At 44.2% G+C, this 20976-nt stretch carries 16 protein-coding genes and 1 tRNA gene; 13 read left to right on the top strand and 4 right to left on the bottom strand.

Annotation, left to right across the window (positions count from 1 at the left end; all coding sequences use genetic code 11):
- The first annotated feature begins 56 nt into the window (after positions 1–56).
- The 7 genes from ACPEGP_RS05455 to ACPEGP_RS05425 all read left to right on the top strand — a co-directional run bounded on the left by ACPEGP_RS05455 (position 57) and on the right by ACPEGP_RS05425 (position 9931).
- Positions 57–1691, top strand: coding sequence for an alpha/beta hydrolase family protein (locus ACPEGP_RS05455; RefSeq protein WP_423814180.1), 1635 nt, complete (start codon positions 57–59; stop codon positions 1689–1691).
- Between the two features lie 423 nt (positions 1692–2114).
- A complete protein-coding gene (gene gyrA / locus ACPEGP_RS05450; protein ID WP_423814179.1) occupies positions 2115–4877 on the top strand; it encodes a DNA gyrase subunit A in 2763 nt (920 codons plus the stop codon).
- Between the two features lie 196 nt (positions 4878–5073).
- Positions 5074–6144, top strand: a complete 1071-nt coding sequence (rarD, locus tag ACPEGP_RS05445; protein WP_102076349.1) for an EamA family transporter RarD — start codon at positions 5074–5076, stop codon at positions 6142–6144.
- Positions 6145–6411: 267 nt separating this feature from the next.
- Positions 6412–7482, top strand: coding sequence for an EamA family transporter RarD (gene rarD / locus ACPEGP_RS05440; protein WP_423814178.1), 1071 nt, complete (start codon positions 6412–6414; stop codon positions 7480–7482).
- Positions 7483–7710: 228 nt separating this feature from the next.
- Positions 7711–8379, top strand: a complete 669-nt coding sequence (locus ACPEGP_RS05435) for a glutathione S-transferase (RefSeq protein WP_423814177.1) — start codon at positions 7711–7713, stop codon at positions 8377–8379.
- A 92-nt stretch (positions 8380–8471) separates the two neighbouring features.
- A complete protein-coding gene (locus ACPEGP_RS05430) occupies positions 8472–8741 on the top strand; it encodes a hypothetical protein (RefSeq protein WP_200662422.1) in 270 nt (89 codons plus the stop codon).
- Between the two features lie 68 nt (positions 8742–8809).
- Entirely contained in the window at positions 8810–9931 is a 1122-nt protein-coding gene (locus tag ACPEGP_RS05425; RefSeq protein ID WP_423814176.1) for a ribonuclease Z, read from the top strand.
- A gap of 24 nt (positions 9932–9955) precedes the next feature.
- On the opposite strand, the gene ACPEGP_RS05420 is transcribed toward ACPEGP_RS05425, so the two are convergent.
- On the bottom strand, positions 9956–10921 hold the full coding sequence (locus tag ACPEGP_RS05420) for an ATP-binding protein (protein ID WP_423814175.1): 966 nt from the start codon (positions 10919–10921) through the stop codon (positions 9956–9958).
- Between the two features lie 96 nt (positions 10922–11017).
- Between ACPEGP_RS05420 and ACPEGP_RS05415 the strand changes: the two genes are divergently transcribed.
- Entirely contained in the window at positions 11018–12040 is a 1023-nt protein-coding gene (locus ACPEGP_RS05415; RefSeq protein WP_423814174.1) for a protein kinase domain-containing protein, read from the top strand.
- Between the two features lie 82 nt (positions 12041–12122).
- Here ACPEGP_RS05415 and ACPEGP_RS05410 read toward each other — a convergent pair.
- From ACPEGP_RS05410 to ACPEGP_RS05400, 3 genes are all read right to left on the bottom strand, one after another.
- Positions 12123–12207 (bottom strand) — tRNA-Leu (locus tag ACPEGP_RS05410).
- Between the two features lie 212 nt (positions 12208–12419).
- Positions 12420–14123, bottom strand: a complete 1704-nt coding sequence (locus tag ACPEGP_RS05405; RefSeq protein ID WP_423814173.1) for a sigma 54-interacting transcriptional regulator — start codon at positions 14121–14123, stop codon at positions 12420–12422.
- A gap of 53 nt (positions 14124–14176) precedes the next feature.
- Positions 14177–15526, bottom strand: coding sequence for a two-component system sensor histidine kinase NtrB (locus tag ACPEGP_RS05400; protein WP_423814172.1), 1350 nt, complete (start codon positions 15524–15526; stop codon positions 14177–14179).
- 135 nt (positions 15527–15661) lie between these two features.
- Between ACPEGP_RS05400 and rimO the strand changes: the two genes are divergently transcribed.
- The 5 genes from rimO (at position 15662) to ACPEGP_RS05375 (ending at position 20942) form a co-directional block, all read left to right on the top strand.
- On the top strand, positions 15662–17284 hold the full coding sequence (gene rimO / locus ACPEGP_RS05395) for a 30S ribosomal protein S12 methylthiotransferase RimO (protein WP_423814171.1): 1623 nt from the start codon (positions 15662–15664) through the stop codon (positions 17282–17284).
- Between the two features lie 206 nt (positions 17285–17490).
- A complete protein-coding gene (gene pyrH, locus ACPEGP_RS05390; RefSeq protein WP_144296545.1) occupies positions 17491–18216 on the top strand; it encodes a UMP kinase in 726 nt (241 codons plus the stop codon).
- 150 nt (positions 18217–18366) lie between these two features.
- Positions 18367–18921, top strand: a complete 555-nt coding sequence (frr, locus tag ACPEGP_RS05385) for a ribosome recycling factor (protein ID WP_068404574.1) — start codon at positions 18367–18369, stop codon at positions 18919–18921.
- 268 nt (positions 18922–19189) lie between these two features.
- The gene (gene uppS, locus ACPEGP_RS05380) at positions 19190–19948 is read left to right on the top strand and encodes a polyprenyl diphosphate synthase (RefSeq protein ID WP_423814170.1); all 759 of its coding nucleotides are present in this window, start codon (positions 19190–19192) and stop codon (positions 19946–19948) included.
- A gap of 184 nt (positions 19949–20132) precedes the next feature.
- Positions 20133–20942 (top strand): phosphatidate cytidylyltransferase, encoded by an 810-nt coding sequence (locus tag ACPEGP_RS05375; RefSeq protein WP_286797848.1) that lies wholly within the window; start codon positions 20133–20135, stop codon positions 20940–20942.
- Positions 20943–20976: the final 34 nt, after the last annotated feature.

Genomic DNA, 20976 nt, shown 5'->3' with positions numbered 1-20976 from the left:
CCATTGCCAAGGAATTTAGGCAATTTTTTGCATTATTACTGCTAAGGATAGCAATCATGGTCTTACCCAATACCTCTATTATAAACAAACCCATCATGACGCGCGGTATATTATCGCTAGCGATTGCCAGTAGCTTATTACTTGTTGGTTGTGGCGATGATGATAATGAAAGAATTGTTTCTGATACTACAACTGTCAAAACTATCGGCTCATTCACTGCCACTCAAATAAATACTCAGTTTGGCCTCAATAATACTGCCACCCCAGCCGCCAAATGTGATATTAAAATTGAGAAAGTAAGCTATCGGACAGTGGGCGCAGCAGGCGAGCGTACGAATGCGACCGCTGCGCTGATGCTGCCAAGTGGAGACAGCGCTGACTGTCAAGGCGATCGTCCAGTATTGTTGTACGCCCATGGTACGACAACGGATAAAGGCTATGATTTTGCGCAAGTAGGCAATGTCAAAAACCCTGCGGTAGGAGAGGCAAACTTAATTGCCGCGAACTTTGCCGCCCAAGGTTATATCGTCGTCGCTCCCAACTATGCCGGTTACGATGAGTCGAAGCTTGACTATCATCCTTATTTGGTCGCCCAGCAGCAGTCAACCGACATGGTTGATGCGTTAGATAGCGCGCGTAGCATTATCGAACGCAAAAAACGCGCCAATGATGTCAATTACAGCAAAATTGATGACTCAGGTAAGCTGTTTATCGCCGGTTACTCGCAAGGTGGCTATGTCACTATGGCGACCGCAAGATTATTAGAAGCGCAAAAGAAACCAGTGACGGCGATTGCACCATCATCGGGCCCTTATGCGTTGGCAGCTTTTGGTGATGAAATCTTTAGAGGTAATGTCAATATTGGTGCATCGCGCTTTGCCCCGCTGCTCGGTATTGGTTTGCAGGCAAAATACGGCAATATTTACAATAAAAAATCAGATATTTTTTTGGATAAATATGCTGACGCGCAGTTGCCTAGTAATACGCCATTTGATGAGTTGGTCAAAGCAGGTAAACTGCCCAATAATGCTTTATTTCAAAAAGATCCTAGCGATCCAAGGCTGGCAGGTCTATCACCAGGTAAGCTGTTTTCTATCTTGGGTGGCTACGATGATACCGATTATTTGATTAAAACGGATTTCCGAGCGGCTTATGTGGCGGATACGCAAAAAAATCCTGATGGTCTATGGGCTGATAATGGTGACGGACGGACAGCGGCAAACCCTGAGAACAATCTGCGTAAGGCGCTTAAGGATAATGACTTACGTGGTTACGTGCCTACAATGCCAACGTTCATTTGCGGCGGCAACCAAGACCCAACGGTTTATTTCGATACCAATACCGGCTCGATGGTAAAACTCATACAGACCGAAGTGGCTAAAAATCCTGCTAAGAAAGTTAATATTACGGTTTTGGATGTGGATAAAGACAACGAAGCGGAACGCCCAGATTATCAAACGTTGACTATCATTGGACAAGCATCAATGAACCCTTGGAAAGTCAACGATGTAGTCAAAAAAGTACAAACCAACTTTAGTAATAGTGTGAAAAAAGTCAAAGACAATGCAGACCCCAACGGAGGCGTCGCGGCGCTATTGGCATTCTATACCAACTATCACGGTGATTTGGTCAGTCCAGCCTGTACTGAGGCTACGCGTGAGTTCTTTAATCAAGAGTTCAAACCTGTTTAAACTGCTTTATAATTAAATGTCCTAATAGCTGTAGCCTTACTCACGAAAAACTGTATCCTTTGGGTGCAGTTTTTTTATGAAATAGCCTTTAAAAACAGCAAAGACAATGCCCAATTATTAAAGTCATTTTTATCCTTATCACTAAAGATAAAAACGAGCGCTAATCAGCTGTTTTGCTTGATTTTAATAGCATCTACAATCCCCTAAATAGACAAAAATGTGTTAAAATAGCTTCTTTAATTAAACGTTATTTTTAACAAAAACCGTATCGCCATTTTCCTATTATTTAGCCTGTTTGATAACGCTTTTTATAGTCTGTATATCATGGATATTGACGCTTTTTAGCGCCTTTATTTTTGTACAACTATCAGCGTTTTTAACCGAGCCAAATACTAGAAAAAGAATGTGAATAAAGGAGTGTATATGAGCGACTCGATCAGTCCTATTGCCATCGTGGATGAATTAAAGCAGTCCTATCTGGATTATGCGATGAGCGTGATCGTCTCGCGCGCGCTGCCTGATGTGCGTGATGGGTTTAAGCCAGTGCATCGCCGTGTGATGTATGCGATGCATGTGTTGTCCAATGATTATAACAAACCTTATAAGAAATCAGCACGTGTGGTCGGTGATGTCATCGGTAAATATCACCCGCATGGTGATAGTGCTGTCTATGATGCAATTGTACGTATGGCGCAGGACTTTAGCTTGCGTTATCCGATGGTTGATGGTCAAGGAAACTTTGGCTCGATTGATGATGATCCACCGGCGGCAATGCGTTATACCGAAGTGCGTATGACCAAGCTGACCCATCAAATGCTAGCGGATTTGGATAAAGATACGGTCGACTGGGAAGACAACTACGATGGCTCTGAGCGTATGCCAAGCGTCTTGCCAGCGCGTATTCCAAACTTATTGGTCAATGGCGCAACCGGTATTGCGGTTGGTATGGCGACCAATATGGCACCGCACAACCTGACAGAGGTGATTAATGCCTGTTTAGCGTATGCCGAAAACCCGCAAATATCTGCCGAAGAGTTGATGTCGCATATATCAGGTCCTGACTTTCCTACTGGCGGTGTTATTTATGGTCGAGCGGGTATTTTAGACGCTTATCGCACGGGTAAAGGCCGCTTGCATGTACGCGGTCGCTATATCATTGAGCCAATGAGCGATACGGGCGTCAACCGTGACCGTGAGCGCATTGTCTTTACTGAAGTGCCTTATCAAACCAATAAAGCCAAATTGATTGAGCGTATTGCTGAGCTGGTACGCGACAAAAAAATCGAAGGTATTACTGAAATTCGTGACGAGTCTGATAAAGACGGTATGCGTATCGCTATCGATTTGCGACGCGGTGAAACGGCAGAAGTGATCGTTAATAACTTGTTCTTGCAAACGCCGCTCGAATCTAGCTTTAGTATCAATATGGTGGCGCTCGATAACGGTCAGCCAAAACTATTGACTTTGCGTCAGTTAATCGCCGCCTTTGTCCGTCATCGTCAAGAAGTGGTGACGCGTCGTACTATTTTTGAGCTTAATAAAGCCCGCGTTCGTGGTCATCTGCTTGAAGGCTTAACCGTTGCCCTAGCCAATATTGACGAGATTATTGCGACGATTAAAGCCTCTGCAAACCGCGGCCTTGCTCGTGAAAATTTACTCAATAATACGTGGGGTTCAGGCAGCGTCGTTGCGATGCTAACCGCGGCAGGTAGTCAGTCGGTACGTCCAGACTTCATCGAAGGCGAAGACCCAAAAGCGCCGTTTGGTTTGATTGACAATCAAGAAAGCTATCGCTTATCACTTGAGCAGGTCAATGCCATTTTAGACATGCAGCTGCATCGCCTGACGGGTCTTGAACAAGACAAATTGACCGAAGAATACCAAGATTTATTACGTGAAATTGCTCATTTAGAGTCAATTCTTGGTGATTTTGATAAATTAATGACCATTATCTCTGATGAGATGATTGAGATTCGTGAAAACTTCGGTGATGAGCGTCGTACCGATATCATTGATTCCCGTATGGACTTTAACCGTGAAGATCTGATCCCAGAGCAAACCGTTGTGATGACAGTGTCGCGTACGGGCTATGCAAAAACGCAGCCAATTGACGATTATGTGGCGCAAAAACGTGGCGGCAAAGGCAAATCTGCAACCGCGATGAAAGAAGACGATGTGATTGATCATTTGGTCGTGACCTCAACGCACGCAACGGTATTGTGTTTCACCGACACAGGCCGAGTGTTCAGCTTACGTGGTTTTGAAGTGCCGATTGCCAGCCGCGGTTCGCGTGGTCGTCCGTTAGTGAATTTGATTGGTTTAAATGCTGATGAAACGGTCACCACGATATTGCCAATACCGCAAAATACCGCGGATGTGAGCGGGCATTTTGTCTTCTTTGCCACGGCAAATGGTACGGTTAAGCGTGTTGAGCTTGAGCAGTTTGCCAATATTCGCTCGAACGGTTTGATTGCTGTTGGCCTAGAAGATGATGATAAATTGGTTAGCGCCCGTATTACCAATGGCAGTCAAGAAGTGATGCTATTTGCTTCGAGCGGTAAAGCCATTCGTTTTGATGAAAACGATGCGCGTGTGATGGGTCGTACTGCTAAAGGTGTGCGCGGTATGCGTCTGGCCGCCGATGAATTTATCAAATCGCTGGTGGTTATCGAAGATGATGTGCGCGAAATCCTTATCGCTTGTGAAAACGGCTTTGGTAAACGTACCTTTGTCGAAGAGTTTAATACGCAAAATCGCGGCGGTGGCGGTGTCATTGCTATCAAAACCAGCGCCCGTAATGGCGCCTTGGTTCGGGCGACCAAGGTTGAGCCTGAAGACGATATTATCTTAATCTCTGATAAAGGCACGCTGGTTCGTACGCCGGTAGAACAAGTTGCAAGCTCGGGTCGTAATACCCAAGGCGTTACCTTGATTCGTCTGTCAAAAGATGAAAAACTGGTGGCCATGGCGTGCGTTGAGAACGAAGAGGGCGACGACGAGTTGGTCGAGGCGATGAAAGAAGATGGTACTTTTGGCGTAGAGGGTCAAGAACAAATCGATATTGATGCCGAAACAGGTCATGCGACGACCGATATCAATGATGTTATCGATATTGCCAATGACTATACGTTAGATGACGAAACATCGAATGATACCGCAGATGAAAACACCGACGATGACGAGTAATTATATCAGTTGTTAGCTTTTTAGTTTAGTTAGTCATACTGCTCTAGAATAAGCCTCTGACGTCATCGTTGGAGGCTTTTTTCTGAGCGCTGTTTATCCTTATAGCGTGTTTTTTAACCTTTAACTTTGCATGCTTAGCTTCTATACACTTATGATAAATAATATCTATTAAGCGCTATTTTTTAAGGCCGTTGTTATGTTTACGACCAATCAAACTTTTCAAGGAACGTTAGCCGCAATATCATCGAGTTTTTTATTCTCGATGATGTTTTTGTTTGGGTTATTTATGCTGCCCTTGACAGGAACACAGGTAGCATCATGGCGCATATTGATGATGCTGTTGAGTTTGCTTATATTGGTCAGTTTTACTAAGCAATGGCAACATGTCTTTGATTATCTAAAAACCTTAAAAACACCAAAAGAATGGCTGATATTTATCTTGCCGACGCCGATTTTGGGTGGGCAAATTTGGCTATTTATGTGGGCGCCGGTCAATGGCTTTGGTCTTGACGTCACTTTGGGCTATTTTTTATTGCCGCTGGTGATGATCATATTGGGGCGCTTTTTTTACCATGAGCATATGAGCGCGCTACAGTGGCTAGCGGCCCTGTTGGCTGCTTTAGGTATCGGTCATGATATTTGGCAATATGGCACCATCTCTTGGGTTACCTTGTTTGTCTGTTTAGGTTATCCCCCTTATTATCTGCTGCGGCGTAAGCTTGCCGTACCGCCGATTACTGGTTTGTTGTCAGATTTAACTTTGCTGACGCCAGTGGTACTTATTATGCTGTATAGCAGTGGCGGCTTTAGCGTGGCGGCACAAAATATGAAGTTTTGGTATTTATTACCGCTGCTTGGCGCGTTTAGTGCGCTTGCGATGTCCCTGACCATGATTGCGAGTAGTAAATTACCCGTCTCATTATTTGGTGCGCTAAGCTATATAGAGCCAATGCTATTGTTTGTGCTATCTATTACCGTGTTAAGCCAAAGCATTGAGGAAGGCGGCTCGTTATTTATGTACGGTATGATTACGCTGGCGTTATTTATTATGATTACTGATAGTGTCATGGGTTATCTTCGCCGCCGCCGCGACAACCATTTGCACGGCTACCGCGAGCCACAAGTGGGCGGTTTTCCGCCGCGTCGCCGCTTGATAAACTACCGTATCGACGGGGTGTTAGCCGCACATCGTTTTCGTAAGATGCGTCGTTATCAAAGGAAGCTCGATAGCATACAGCGTAAAATCGAGCAGCTTGATAGCAAATAAATCCTCACATGTATGTCAAATGAATAAACTGGATTTTAAAATGAACAGACGGGTTAAGCCATTGTATTGCGTATCTGTGCCGACTTTGACATAATGCTGAGCATGAGATACACAAGCGTTTATCTTAATTTTATTTAGTGACAGGATAGATAAAAATTTCTATCAACAATAGAGCTGATAGACAAAAGGCCTCCGACGTTCGCGTCTGAGGCTTTTGTTTTTTTCAAAATTGCCAAGGACGTGCGCTTATTTTTAAAGGCAGTTGTTATGCTCCTCACCAATCAAACGTCGCAAGGCACCATCGTTGCAGTCGCCGCAAATTTTTTATATGCAGGTTTGTTTTTATTTGGTCTGTTGATGCAGCCGTTATCAGGGACGCAAGTCGCTTCTTGGCGGGTACTGATGATGCTACTCAGTTTGGTGCTACTGGTCAGTGCGCTGAAACAATGGCAGCATATTTTTGATTATCTAAAAACCTTAAAGACGGCCAAAGAGTGGTTTTTATTTATCATTCCCACACCGATTTTGGGTGCGCAAATCTGGATATTTATGTGGGCGCCGGTCAATGATTTGGGATTGGAGGTGACATTAGGTTACTTTTTATACCCGATGATTATGATTGTCGTGGGGCGCTTTTTTTATAATGAAGACATGAGCTTGCTGCAATGGCTTGCGACTATTTGTGCGGCGCTCGGTATTGGCTACGATGTGTGGCAATATGGCAGCATTTCTTGGGCGACTTTATTTGTCTGTTTGGGTTATCCGCCTTATTATCTGCTGCGGCGTAAGCTTGCCGTACCGCCCATCACCGGCCTTATCTCGGATTTGGTGTTATTAACGCCGGTGGTGATGGTGGTATTATACTTAAGCGGTGGTTTTGAGCTGGCGTTCGCGACCGATAAGTTTTGGTATCTATTGCCGCTACTCGGTATTATTAGTACAGCGGCGATGGCGCTGACCATGGTTGCCAGCCAAAAGCTACCCGTGTCACTATTTGGCACTTTATGCTACCTTGAGCCGATATTTTTATTTATTTTTTCCATTACCATTTTGCACCAAAGTATCAATGACGGCGGCTCGCTGTTTATGTATGGCATGATTGTCATCGCGCTGCTGATTATTATTGCTGATAGTGCGCTTGGTTATTTGACACGTAAGCGCCACGACCGCCTACAAGCGTACAATGAGCCACAAGTCGGCAGTTTCCCGCCGCGCCGTCGCCTAAAAAATCGCCGCATCAAAGGGGTTTTGATTGCCCATCGGTTTCGTAAAATTAGGAAGTATCAGCAAAAAATAGACAAGATGACGCGCAAAATCGAAGAACTACATGCTAAGTAAGCTTTGCTATAAAGGCTCTCAATTAGACTCAGCAAGCATTGTTTTTCCTTATTACTCTACATAGTTTTTGTATTAAAGGGCGATTAATTGCGCTATTATCGTCAACAAGGCGGCCTTGCTCAATGATGCTTGACGAGTTACAAAAATGAAGTCTGAAGGCAGGCGTAGCCTATTAATATAGGTCTTATTTAAAATTATCGCTTATTCAAATTATAACTAGGATGGTTTATGTTACATCTTCATCATTTAGCAAATTCACGCTCGTTTCGTATTTTATGGCTATTAGAAGAGCTTGGACTCGATTATAAATTAACCTGTTATGAGCGCAACAAGGCTTACCGCGCCCCAGACAGTTTAAAACAAGTACATCCGCTCGGTCATGCGCCCATATTAGAGGTAAACGACCGTGCGCTCGTCGAGTCGGGATTTATCATTGAGTACTTGATTAAGCATTATGATAAAGAACATCAATTTAAGCCTGCTGATGACAATGAAGCTGCATGGGATGCTTATACGTTTTGGCTACATTTTGCAGAAGCGTCACTCATGCCGCCATTGGTCATGCGTCTGGTCTTTACCAAAGTGGTTGAGCAATCGCCGATGCTGATCAAACCTGTGAGCAAAAGCATTCGCAATCAGGTCGAGAAAAGCGTGATTAGCAAAAGTTTGGATACAATGCTCGCCATGATGGAGCAACATCTGCAAGATAATCATTGGTTTGCCGGTAGCGAATTTAGTGCCGCTGATATTCAGATGCATCTTGCGGTCGTCGGTGCCAATGCGGGAGCAGGTTTAGATAGCAGTAAATATGCCAATATCTTAAACTGGCTAAAACGCTGTGAAGAGCGCGATGCCTTTAAGCGCGCAGAAGAAAAGGGCGGGCGTTTAAAATTTTAGATGCAGCACATTTCATCATTAATAAATGACTGAATTTATATTAAAATAAAGGTTTTGTTTATTTATAGACAAAACCTTTTTTAGGATAAAAAATGACAGACTTAAATAAAACAAACAACCGGCATAGCAATGCTGATACAAGCTTAACTACGGAACCAACTATAAATGCTGCTGAAGAAAATAAAAATAGCCAGCAAGTCTCTATCAAAGCGTGGTCACAAAAGCTGCTGGTAGTACTCCTATGTCTTGCAAGCTTTTATGGTGGTTGGAAATCCTATGAATCCAATATGGTAAATGAATGTACGGCTAATGGCGGTAAAATGATTGAGGGTCAAAGAACCATGCTATGCCAGTCTTTATAAAGTCGTCTTTATAAAAACATCACTATAAAAACGTCGCTATAAAAAGTATTTAGATAAAGAGTTTGCCTATGTTAAAGCTTACCTTTTTGGGCACCTCAGCGGGCGTGCCAACCAGGCAGCGTAATGTCACCGCATTAGCTCTTGAGTCTCTTAATCCCTATGCCTCAAACATCCAAAACACGACTCAATCTAAAAAATCACGGCCTTGGGTGTTGGTTGACTGCGGCGAAGGCACACAGCAGCAGCTCTTACATACTAAGTTATCTCTACATCAGCTCCAAGCCATTTGCATCACTCATGTGCATGGCGATCATTGTTATGGTCTGCCGGGGTTGCTTGCGAGTGCGGCAATGTCAGGGCGCCGTGAGCCGTTAATCATCGTTGCGCCAAAAGCAATCGCCACGTTGCTTGAAGCGGTAACTTTGACGACAGAGCTATATTTTCCATTTGTTATCAACTTTATGGCGATAGAAGATTTGCTTTCTGAATCAGACGATAAAAACAAAATTCAAGTAACGATTACACTAGACAATCAGCATCAGCTGACGATAGGTATTTATCCTTTATCGCATCGCGTGGCCTCTTATGGCTTTGCTATCAATCAAACCATCAGCCGCCGTACGCTGAATACCGATAAATTGATAGCCGATGGTATTCCAGCAAGCGTGCTGTGGGGCAAGTTGCAGCAAGGCAAAGATGTCGCAGCCGAAGACGGACGCACGCTTTATTCAGCCAATTATGTCGATAATAACAGTCAGCGCATAAAGGTTGTGGTGGCGGGCGATAACGATACGCCAGAGTGCCTAAGTGCTGCGGTAGTCGATGCCGATTTAGTGGTACACGAAGCCACGTATACTCATGAGGTGTTACATAAGATTCAGGCAAAAAACCCAGACTTTGATCCGATGCACAGTAGCGCGCAATTGGTCGGTCAATTTGCCCAAGAAAACAGCGTTAAAAATTTAATTTTGACCCATTTTAGCGCCCGTTATCAAAGCTTTGATAATCCTCACAGTGATACGCCCAATATGGCGCATATCCGCTTGGATGCCCAAAGTGCTTATCAAGGCAATCTATGGTTAGCCGCTGACTTTGATCAGTATATGGTGAATGGCACAGCGGACTTAGTAAGCGCAGAAGAAGGGAGCCGCGTACAGTATCTAGGCTCTGCACGCGACCATAAAGAATAACATAACAACAAATTTCAATAACTTTTAAGCGTTATTATCTTCAGCTGCTAATTGCATTTGCCCTATCCAGTAGCGGCTAAATTGATAGGCCACGCGCCCCGAGCGGCCACCGCGCTCTGATGCCCAGCGTAACGCCGCTGCTCTAATGTCGTCAGGCAGCGTATTATTTTCCTCTGCATGATGATTACTTTCTTTAACGTCATTCGCATTATCTAGCTTGCGGTTTGGCGAAAGTGATAAATAATGGCGCACGATGTGTAAATACGTGTTTTGATCCATCGGATGAAAGGATAACCAAAGTCCAAAGCGATCAGACAAGGAGACCGTTTCGTCAATGGTTTCATAAGGGTTGACCTCGTCAGTCTGACCGTTATAAATATTGACATTGTCTTTCATCAACTGCGGCAAAAGATGGCGACGATTACTGGTGGCATAGACGAGTAGCTTGTCTTGCTCGGAATCCAGTGCGCCGTCTAACACACTTTTTAGCGTCCGATAACTTTCATCTTGACCGTTAAACGCCAAGTCATCACAGTACACCACATAACGGCAACCACAGTCCGCGGGCAGCGCATTAATCGCAACGCGTATCTTATCAAGCATCCGTAGGTCATCACGAGCGATTTCGATAATACGTAGCCCTTCGCTATGATAGGCTTGTAGCAGTGCCCGAATCAGCGATGACTTGCCAGCGCCGCGTGTGCCTGTCATCAGGACGTGATTGGCAGGATAGCCCTTTAAAAACTGGCGCGTATTTTGTACCAGTTTTGCCTTTTGGGTATCGATACCATGCAAGTCATCTAAACTTAAAAATAAATTCACTGCCAAAGGCTCCAGGTGCCCTTGCTTACCGCCAACCCAACGATAAGCCAGCTGGGCAGGATCAATCTCGATAGTTGGCGTGACCTGCTCTTGCAAATACTGCTCAAGTAAATTTAATACATGGTCGGGTAGGGCGTAATTCATAACAGGCATAGTAGATTGGGGCATAATACATAGTCGCTTATAATTTAGTTACTTATAATCATAAAAATGGCAGATTGCCTATTACATATATCAAGTACATACATCAAGGCAGCACTTATCATGAAAAATAGTGCCAGTTATCAGGCTGTATTTCAAGCAAAGCCAAAGCAAGACTTGGCAAAACAGACGTTGCAAACGGATGCGCAGCAAATTCTGCCTATATTGACCATAGCATTCTTGGACTTGCAGTATAGTAAGATAGCACATCAGCGTATCAGTCAGCAGGGTGTCACTAATACGCTTGAATATCAAGGTTTAACACGCGCCAAGCATCCCCAGTTTGGTGAGGTCATGATGAAATGGCAATTAAGTACAGATGCTCATCGACACGGAACTGATTTATCTTATGAGGCCGAAGTTCTAAAAACTATCAATCAGTTTTCGAACCATCAGGGTAGGTTTTCTTCTATCGGGCCGCCGTTATTAGCCACTCATCATTTACAGCTACAAGTATTAAATAACAGTCAAACACTCACCATTGTTGTTATGCCAAATTATGCCAACGGTAGTGTCGCGCGCTATTTAAAACAAAGCCTGACTGCCGAGCAAAAGCAGCAATTAATCGTTCAAGCCGCAAAGCTTATTGCCAATTTACATCACATAGGTTGGCTGCATAATGATATTAAGCCGAGTAACTTTTTACTAGAGGGTTTTATGCCAAATCATACGGCTATTGGCGGTATCGTACCTAATTTATTATTAACTGATTTTGCTTTGGCAGAACCCATTAATAATGGTATTACTCAAATAAATAAGAAAAATAGTACGGAAAATAATGCTGGCACGCCCGCTTACCTTGCCCCTGAACGCTGGCAAGGACAAGGCGCAACGCTGCAAAGCGATATTTATGCGTTTGGGATAATGCTATATGAAATATTGGCAGGCGAGCGACCTTTTAAGATTGATAATCCGAGTGGTGCGCCGTTAAGAGAATGGGCGACTCAGCATTGCCAACAGCCAATTGCAACATTGCCGTTAGAGTATAGTCGCTATCAACGTATCATCAATAAAGCATTGGCGAAGAGAATTGAAAAACGTTATCCAAGTATGGAAGAAATCGTGATGGATTTGAAAAGATTATAATCATGAATGCTAAATGCTAGACACAAAAAAACCTGCTAAAAAGCAGGCTTTAATATTTGGTCTAAGATGTACTATCCGAAAATGGTGGGGCTGGAGAGACTCGAACTCTCACACCTTGCGGCGCCAGAACCTAAATCTGGTGCGTCTACCAATTCCGCCACAGCCCCATTTTCGTTACTCTATCATCAAAGGCAGTTAAATTCAAATACCATCGAGATAGTTAACTGATTCGGTAGTGCGTCTCAGTGGTTGGCTATTATATAGAGTTTCAAAGGTTTGGCAACCCCTATTTACGATTTTTTTTAATTATTTGAAAATTATTTTTGCTAAATATCATAAATATTTGATATTGCTGGTTTTATTTCAGAGACTGATGGCTTTAATTATTATTATTTTTCTCTGCTGCTGTCATCTCTAATTGCTGTAATTTGCGGGTCAAAGTATTGCGTCCCCAACCCAGTAAGTTGGCGGCAGCTATTTTTTTACCGCCGCTATGATTGAGAGCAGCTTGCAGTAACACACGCTCAAACTCGGGCGTTGCCGTTTGTAAAATATCGGTTTCACCCGTTTGCAGCGACTGCTTCGCCCATATAGCCAACGCTTGCTGCCAGCTTTGCTTGTCATGCGTTTGGGTCAATTGACTGTTCTGGCTGTTTTGCATGTTTTGATGCACGTGATATGCCGCATTGCTTTGTTGCTCTACATTAGGGGCAATATTGTCTAGCAGCTCTGGCGGCAAATCCTCAATCATAACGGTGTCGCCCGTGGTCATTACCGTCAGCCAAAGGCAAACGTTTTCAAGTTGACGGACATTACCTCGCCACGCAAAAGATTGCATCATCTGAAGCGTAGTGGGATGCAGCTGCTTTTCGGCGCTATTTAATTGTTTGGCGGCGCGCTGCATAAAGTAGTTTGCTAATGCAGGAATATCTTCAGGGCGCGTCCGTAAGGGCGGCAATGGCATACGAATCACATTAAGGCGATAAAATAAATCTTCACGAAATTTGCCTTGTTTGACCAATTCTTCTAAGTTTTGATGGGTAGCGGCAATGATGCGTACATTGACTTTGACCGGCTGCTGTCCGCCCACACGAAAAAACTCACCGTTGGCCAATACGCGCAGCAGTCGCGTTTGGGTACTATACGGCATGTCACCGATTTCGTCTAAAAATAGCGTGCCGCCGTCCGCTTGTTCAAAACGACCTTGCCGCGTCGTCGTTGCGCCAGTAAACGCGCCTTTTTCGTGACCAAACAATTCTGACTCAATCAAGTCATGCGGTATCGCTGCCATATTAAGCGCGATAAAAGGTTGCTGCGCCCTTGGAGAATGGGCATGAAGCGCACCTGCCACCAGCTCTTTACCTGTGCCTGATTCACCAGTAATCAAAACGGTAATAGGAGAGTGTGCCAAGCGTCCAATCGCGCGAAATACCGTTTGCATCGCTTGTGATTGACCGATGATACCGCTCGGATTGTTATTAATATCGCTATCCGTTTGGTTTTTAGATTTAGGTTTAGATTTAAGTTCGATGGTCGTTTTGGTTTCATTTTTAGCTTTTTTGACAGTCTTTTGAGCAGGCTTAGTTGCATCATTTGTTATTACTAAATTCGGCTGATAATTAATGGCCTTATAAATTGTGGCGACCGCCTCATCTAAATCAAAGGGTTTGGGCAGATATTCAAATGCACCAGTCTGATAGCTATTGATAGCAGAGCTCAGGTCGGAATGCGCGGTCATAATCACAATCGGTAGCGTAGGGAAGTGCTGATGTACCCAATCACTAAATGACAGACCGTCCATCATTGGCATACGAATATCGGTCAATATCACATCTGGTAGCTGGTCGGCTGCTTCATGCTGTTGCAAGATATCGTTCAGGCGCGTCCACGCTGCTTGCGCTTGGGTAAAGCTAATAACCGTTAAGCCTGCCTCTTCAAAGGTATCTGCCAAGATCAAGCGCAGCGCCGCATCATCATCGATAAGCCATAACGTTGCAGGAGTAGCAGCAGGATTATTACCCACAGTGACCATAGGAATTTGCTCATTGCTCGTAAGGTATTTTGTGTCATTATGCTGAGTCATGGGTTTGGCCTAATAAGCAGTGAGAAATGGAAAATGAATATAAAATTCTAGCCTTAACGGTCAGCGCTTGGCTGAGAAAAAGGCAGGTAGAGGGTAAAGCGGGTTTGATTGTGCTGATAATGACTTTTAAAACTGCCGCTAAAACCTTGGGCTTGCTTTGAGCTGACGTCAATCATACCATGATGGCGGCTGATGATATCTTGGACGATGGATAAACCTAGACCTGTACCAGCTGCGCGGTTGGTCACCATCGGGAAAAATATCTGACCGATTAATGCGTCGTCTATCCCTGAGCCGTTGTCGGTAATGGTGATTTGCAAGACTTGTTTGTGCTGCAGGCTACCGATGGTATGCTGAAAAACAACTCGCGTTTGGATATGCAGCTTTGGTTCATAGCTACTATCAATGTCAAGATGACTTTGGGTATTAGCTGATGAAAAGTTGCCAAACGTGGCTGGCGTATTTTGTTGCAGCGTTTGCTCAAAATCAGTCATCGATTCGCAAGCATTATTCATCAGGTTTAAAAACACTTGAATTAATTGAGCTTTATCCGCGCATAACTCAGGTAACGACAAATCATAATCACGTTGTAGCACCACGTCCGGATATTGATGAATGATTAAAGCCAAAACGTGCTCTAGCGGTTCATGGATATTGAGCATTTGCCAGTTTGGCAATTGATGAGAGCCAAGAAGCTGCCCAATCAACTGGGTCAAACGATCGGTTTCTGAAATGATAATATCAGTATAACTCCGCAGCTTTGCCGCATTATTTCTCAGGTTATTTTCATCCGCTACATTCAAATTTTCATTCACAATAGCAGAAAATTCATTAAACTTAATAAATTGCCGCTGTAATAATTGTGCCGCCCCGCGAATACCTGCCAATGGATTTTTAATTTCATGGGCGACCGAGCGCAGCATATGACGTGCAACGCTATATTGCTGCTGCTGGCGCTGTTCTTCTGAAATGCGACTTTGCCGATCTTTGCCCCACATCTCTATAATAAAATAAGACTGCTGCGCATAACTAACAGGGGTCACGCTATAATCCACGGATAGTGTCAGTCCGCCGTTAAGCTGGGTGTGTATAAGGTGGTCATGGTCAATAAACGGCTGCTGATAGTATTTTGCTTGACTAAAACGCTCCGTCAACGCACAGGTCTTATCTTCTCGATTACTATTAATAAGTCTGTCTTTTAACATTAACTCATCGGGCGCAAGTAGGCTCAAGATTGATTGACCTCGCAAACGTCCGCTGCTAATGGCAAGCAGCTGCTCCGCTTGCGCATTTAGCCAGGTAATGGTCAGCGCTTCATCAACGTATAAAATAGCGGTAAATAAATGCTGTAATATAAACGTCGAATCTGGATTAGGTTTGGCAGTGGTCAAATCAGCCGTCATGGATAATGCCTAAAATTAAGTGAGACTGGGGATAATATTTAACCATAAATCAACACACTAGCGCGGCAAAACTGGCGATTATCACAAAAAAAACGTACAATGCGCACAGCCAATTTATCTCTAGCAAGGTCAGCCATGCCCAACACTTCTACCGAGTCGCTTAATACGACTGTTACCACCTCATCAGTTCCTACATCGCCAGCTTCTGCCTCATTAGCTTCTATGCCAAAAGACACTGCCACTATTTTTAATCCTGCAAAGCCAAATATAGCGCGAGAAAGCAGTCAGGCAGATGTCAGTCAAGCAAACACTAACCAGCCTTACCACCATAAAGCCAACCACAATCAAAACCGTAGTATTGAGCAAAGTAGCGATGCGACGCTAGCCAATTCAGCGACGATTGACGCGCCCGTGAACGCTGCGCCAAAGATTGGCTTTGTATCGCTTGGTTGTCCAAAGGCACTGGTCGATAGTGAGCGCATTATCACCGAGCTTAGTCGTGACGGCTATCAAGTTGCCAGCGATTATGAAGGCGCAGACTTGGTTGTGGTTAATACTTGCGGTTTTATTGAGTCAGCCGTGCAAGAATCCTTGGACGCCATCGGTGAAGCGATTAGTAAAAACGGTAAAGTGATTGTCACCGGCTGCTTGGGTAAAGAGGCCGATAAAATCCGTGCCATGCACCCAGCTGTGCTATCGGTTACCGGTGCGCATGCTTATGATGAGGTAATTACTGCCGTCTCGCAACATGTGCCCAAACCCAAGCGCGATATAGATAGCAACTATGATCCAAAAATAGATTTGATTAATGAGGCGGGGATTAAATTAACCCCCAGTCATTATGCGTACCTTAAAATATCGGAAGGCTGTAACCATCGTTGTACTTTTTGCATCATTCCAAGCTTACGTGGCGATTTGGTTTCGCGGCCGATTGATAGCGTGATGAATGAAGCAATGGCGCTGAAAAATGCTGGCGTGAAAGAGCTGCTGATTATCTCGCAAGATACCTCGGCTTATGGGCTGGACTTAAAATATAAAACCAGCTTTTGGAATGGCATGCCGCTGAAGTCGAAATTTTATGACTTGTGCCAAGCGTTAAATGATTTGGGTATTTGGGTACGCCTGCACTATGTTTATCCCTATCCGCATGTCGATAAAGTGGTTGAACTGATGGGTGAGAAAAAACTACTGCCTTATCTTGATATTCCATTCCAACATGCTAGCCACAGTGTTTTAAAAGCCATGAAACGTCCGGCGCATAGCGAAAATACTTTGGCGCGTATCGAAGCGTGGCGTGAGATTTGCCCTGATATTGTCATTCGTTCAACCTTCGTCGTCGGCTTCCCGGGTGAAACCGAAGAAGATTTTCAGTGCTTGCTTGATTGGCTAGTCGAGGCGCGCCTTGATCGCGTCGGTGCTTTTACGTATTCAGAAGTCGAAGGTGCGGTTGCCAATGATTTGCCAAACCATGTACCTGAAGACATTAAGCAAGAACGCTATGAGCGTTTGATGACACTACAGCAAGAGATTTCAGCTCAAAAACTGCAAGAAAAAGTCGGTAAAACCTTGATGGTATTGGTCGATGAGATTGATGAAGAAGAAGGCATCGCGATTTGTCGTAGTTATGCCGATGCGCCTGAGATTGACGGTCACGTCTATGTCGATGATATCACTGCGCAAGTCAAAGTTGGACAATTCCTAACCGTCACGATCGATGATGCCAGCGAATATGATTTGTTTGCCAGTTATAAAGGTTAGAGAGCCACAACGATAACCGAGTGAAAGTTGCCCAATCGTGGGCAGTTTTTGCTACAATTAGCGCAATTTGGCTTTTTACCTATTTGACATCGTTTTTGGCGCTTATTATGCCATTTAGGATAATTTGAAAGGGTAAGCTAAAGTCCAATGCAATTTGTGTTTTACCGCTTATTTTCATTATAATTTCATGCTAACAAGGTGACCTCATGTCTGACAAAAACCCGCGTTACTCTCGTATCTTGCTAAAACTTTCTGGCGAAGCCTTAGCTGGTGGCAAAGAGATGGGGATTGATACCGAAGTGCTCGATAAGATGAGCTTGTCTATCGCCCACTTACGCGGACTTGGGGTACAAGTCGGTATCGTCGTCGGCGGTGGTAACTTGTATCGCGGTGCCCAGTTGCAACAAGAAGGTTTGGTCGGCCGTGTCACTGGTGACCAAATGGGTATGCTAGCCACTGTGATGAATGGTCTGGCCATGCGTGATGCCCTCGAGCGCCGTAATATTAAAACGCGTTTGATGTCAGCATTGCCAATTGGCGAAGTCACTGAAAGCTATAGTAGCCGTAATGCCATTCGTTATCTTAAAAATGGCGAAGTGTGTATTTTTGTCGCGGGCACGGGCAATCCGTTCTTTACCACTGATACCGCCGCTTGCTTACGTGGTATCGAAATCGAGGCGGGCTTAATTCTAAAAGCGACCAAGGTTGATGGCGTTTACGATAAAGACCCAAGCCTCCATGATGATGCCAAAAAATATGACGGATTAACCTTTGATGAAGTGCTCGAGCAAAAACTTGGCGTCATGGATTTAACAGCGATTGCTTTATGCCGTGAACACAACGTCCCATTGCAAGTATTTGATATGACCAAGCCTAATGCCTTATTAAACGTCATTATGGGCGAAAATGAAGGCACGCGCGTTTATCATTAAACGCTCACTTTATTTATAGATGACTAAATGATTATATGAATAAAAATCATTGATGTTGTAAGCATCAATCGTTGCATAGGATTTATACCTAACAGCTTTATACCTAACAATAATGAGTGATTTATCGACAGCGATAAATAAGGATACATGATGATTAAAGAGATTAAGCAAGACGGCGAAGCACGCATGCAAAAAACCTTGGAAGCGCTTGAGACGACTTTTAGCAAAGTACGTACGGGCCGCGCGCACCCAGGTATGTTATCTGGCGTGATGGTTAGCTACTATGGTGCCGATACGCCATTGAACCAAGTTGCCAGCGTCAACGTCGAAGATTCACGTACTTTACTGGTACAGCCATTTGAGCGTAGCATGGTGCAAGCGATTGATAAAGCCATTCGCGAAGCAGATTTGGGCTTAAACCCGATGACTGCTGACGTTATTCGTGTACCGATGCCAGCGTTGACCGAAGACACACGCCGCGATATGCAAAAGCTTGCGCGTAGTGAAGCGGAAAACAGCCGCGTTTCTATCCGTAATATCCGCCGCGATATGATGAATGATATTAAAGAGTTGGCAAAAGAAAAAGAAATCTCAGAAGATGATGAGCGCCGCGCCAGTGATGATATCCAAAAAATCACTGACAAATATATTGAAACCATTGATAGCCGCTTGAGCAAAAAAGAAAGCGATTTGATGGAAGTATAGGCGACAGTCTTTTCTCTTTGATTAAAGACGACGTTTTAGCATTATTTTTTCTCTACAAACAGTCAGTGTTAAATAAATATTGGCTGTTTATTGCTGTATAAGAAATTAAGCCATTGTTAAGTAATTGTTCTGTCATAAACCCTTTATCAAAGTATTTTCTGCTGAGTTTAGGTTTTTTAATAAGTCATTTACTAAATATGCAATATTTTTCTTAACAGGCGATAATTCGCGTCACCTTACTTTACCCAAACCACAAGCAAGTCAGCCTATGTCTATTTCAGATACTTCATCTCCCGCGCTTCTCCCGCGGCATATCGCCGTCATCATGGATGGCAATAACCGTTACGGTAAAATCAATCAGTTAGGCAAAGGTCAGGGGCATATCGCTGGCAAAGATGCGCTAGATCCCATTGTCGAATACTGCGTTAGTACGGGCATTGAAGTCTTAACCGTCTTTGCCTTCTCTAGTGAAAATTGGCAACGTCCACCGAGCGAGGTGGCTTTGCTGATGCATTTGTTGAGTTTAACCATCAATGAGCAATTACCGCGCATGCAAAAATATCGCATTCGCTTGCGTTTTATTGGTGATCGCAGTCAGCTTAGTGAAGAGTTGCAAGCCTTGATGTTAGATGCGGAGGCAAAAACCGCTGACTTTGAAGCGATGACCTTGGTAATCGCTATTAGCTACGGTGGTCAGTGGGATATTGCCCATGCTGCTAAGCAGTTGGCGCAGCAAGTCGAAGCGGGCAAGTTGCGCGCAGAAGACATTAATAAAGAGATGCTTGGCGGATATGTGCAATTAGCAGATGCGCCTGCGGTTGATATGTTGATACGCACGGGCGGCGAATACCGTTTGTCAAACTTCCTATTATGGCAATCTGCTTATGCGGAGCTGTTTTTTACCCAAACCCTATGGCCTGATTTTAAAGTAGTCGAGCTTGCGACGATGATAACAGAGTTTGCTCAGCGCCAACGCCGCTTTGGCAAAACCAGCGAACAAGTAGTAATAGAGCAGCAGAGTTCTTAAAATAATTTTAGCAAATAAGCGCTGTAGAAATAATTGCTTAAATCGTCCGCGAGGTTTGAATTACACTTGTTTGGTCTATAATAAGCTGCTTTAATTGGCGTTAATCCTGTTTAATGGGCTATTATAGAGTGCTGTTATGCTAGATTTTGACCAAACATTTTTCGTTATATAAGGCTCGATAAGTATGTGGCAACGAATTAAGACGGCAATTGTTCTCGTTATTATCGTTGGTATTGCAATGTTTGCGAGCCAAACGCCTATTTTATTTGCACCGCTGCTAGCGATTGGTGTCATTATCGCTGCCCACGAGTGGACCAAACTGATGCCAAAGTGGCAGCAGCCTGCGTTGTTTGTGCTGTTGGTTTTGGCGCTGACCATCGTCTCGCTGATGTTTAAAGTCACGTGGCTGTTTTGGTGGGTAGCGTCACTAATTATCTGGCTGATGGCACTGTCTTGGGTGCGAGTCTTTCCTACTCATACTAGCTGGTACGGTAAGAAATTAGCATTGATGGGCGCTATTATATTAACCGCTGCCATTACCGCTATGTTTTACTTATGGCAACTGTCCGCATGGTGGCTGCTGTATGTATTCTTATTGGTCTGGTGTGCCGATAGTGGCGCTTACTTTGTTGGGCGTAAGCTCGGTCGCCGTAAGATGGCGCCAAACGTCTCACCTAATAAAAGCATGGAAGGGCTGGCAGGCGGCTTGGTAACAGGTTTGCTTGTGGTCATCGTCATTAGTGTTTTTAAACTACAATTGACTGGCCTACCGTTAGTCGCTTTTGTAGCACTGTCAGCACTGACGATTTTGGCTTCTGTACTCGGCGATTTATTTGAGTCGATGCTCAAGCGCCGCGCTGACGTTAAAGATTCTGGAACGATTTTGCCAGGGCATGGCGGGGTACTTGACCGTATTGACTCGCTACTGTCTGCCACGCCGATATTTGCCCTTGGTTTTTGGTCGCTACAGCAGCTCGGTTTAATGGTCGTATAGCAATAACTAGTTTAAGAATAAAAAGTCTAAAAAT

It is taken from the genome of Psychrobacter sp. 219-2-C (genome assembly GCF_049560815.1).
Classification (GTDB): Bacteria; Pseudomonadota; Gammaproteobacteria; order Pseudomonadales; family Moraxellaceae; genus Psychrobacter; species Psychrobacter faecalis.
Note: the sequence above shows the minus strand (reverse complement) of the source record. Positions and strands in the feature narration are given on the sequence as shown.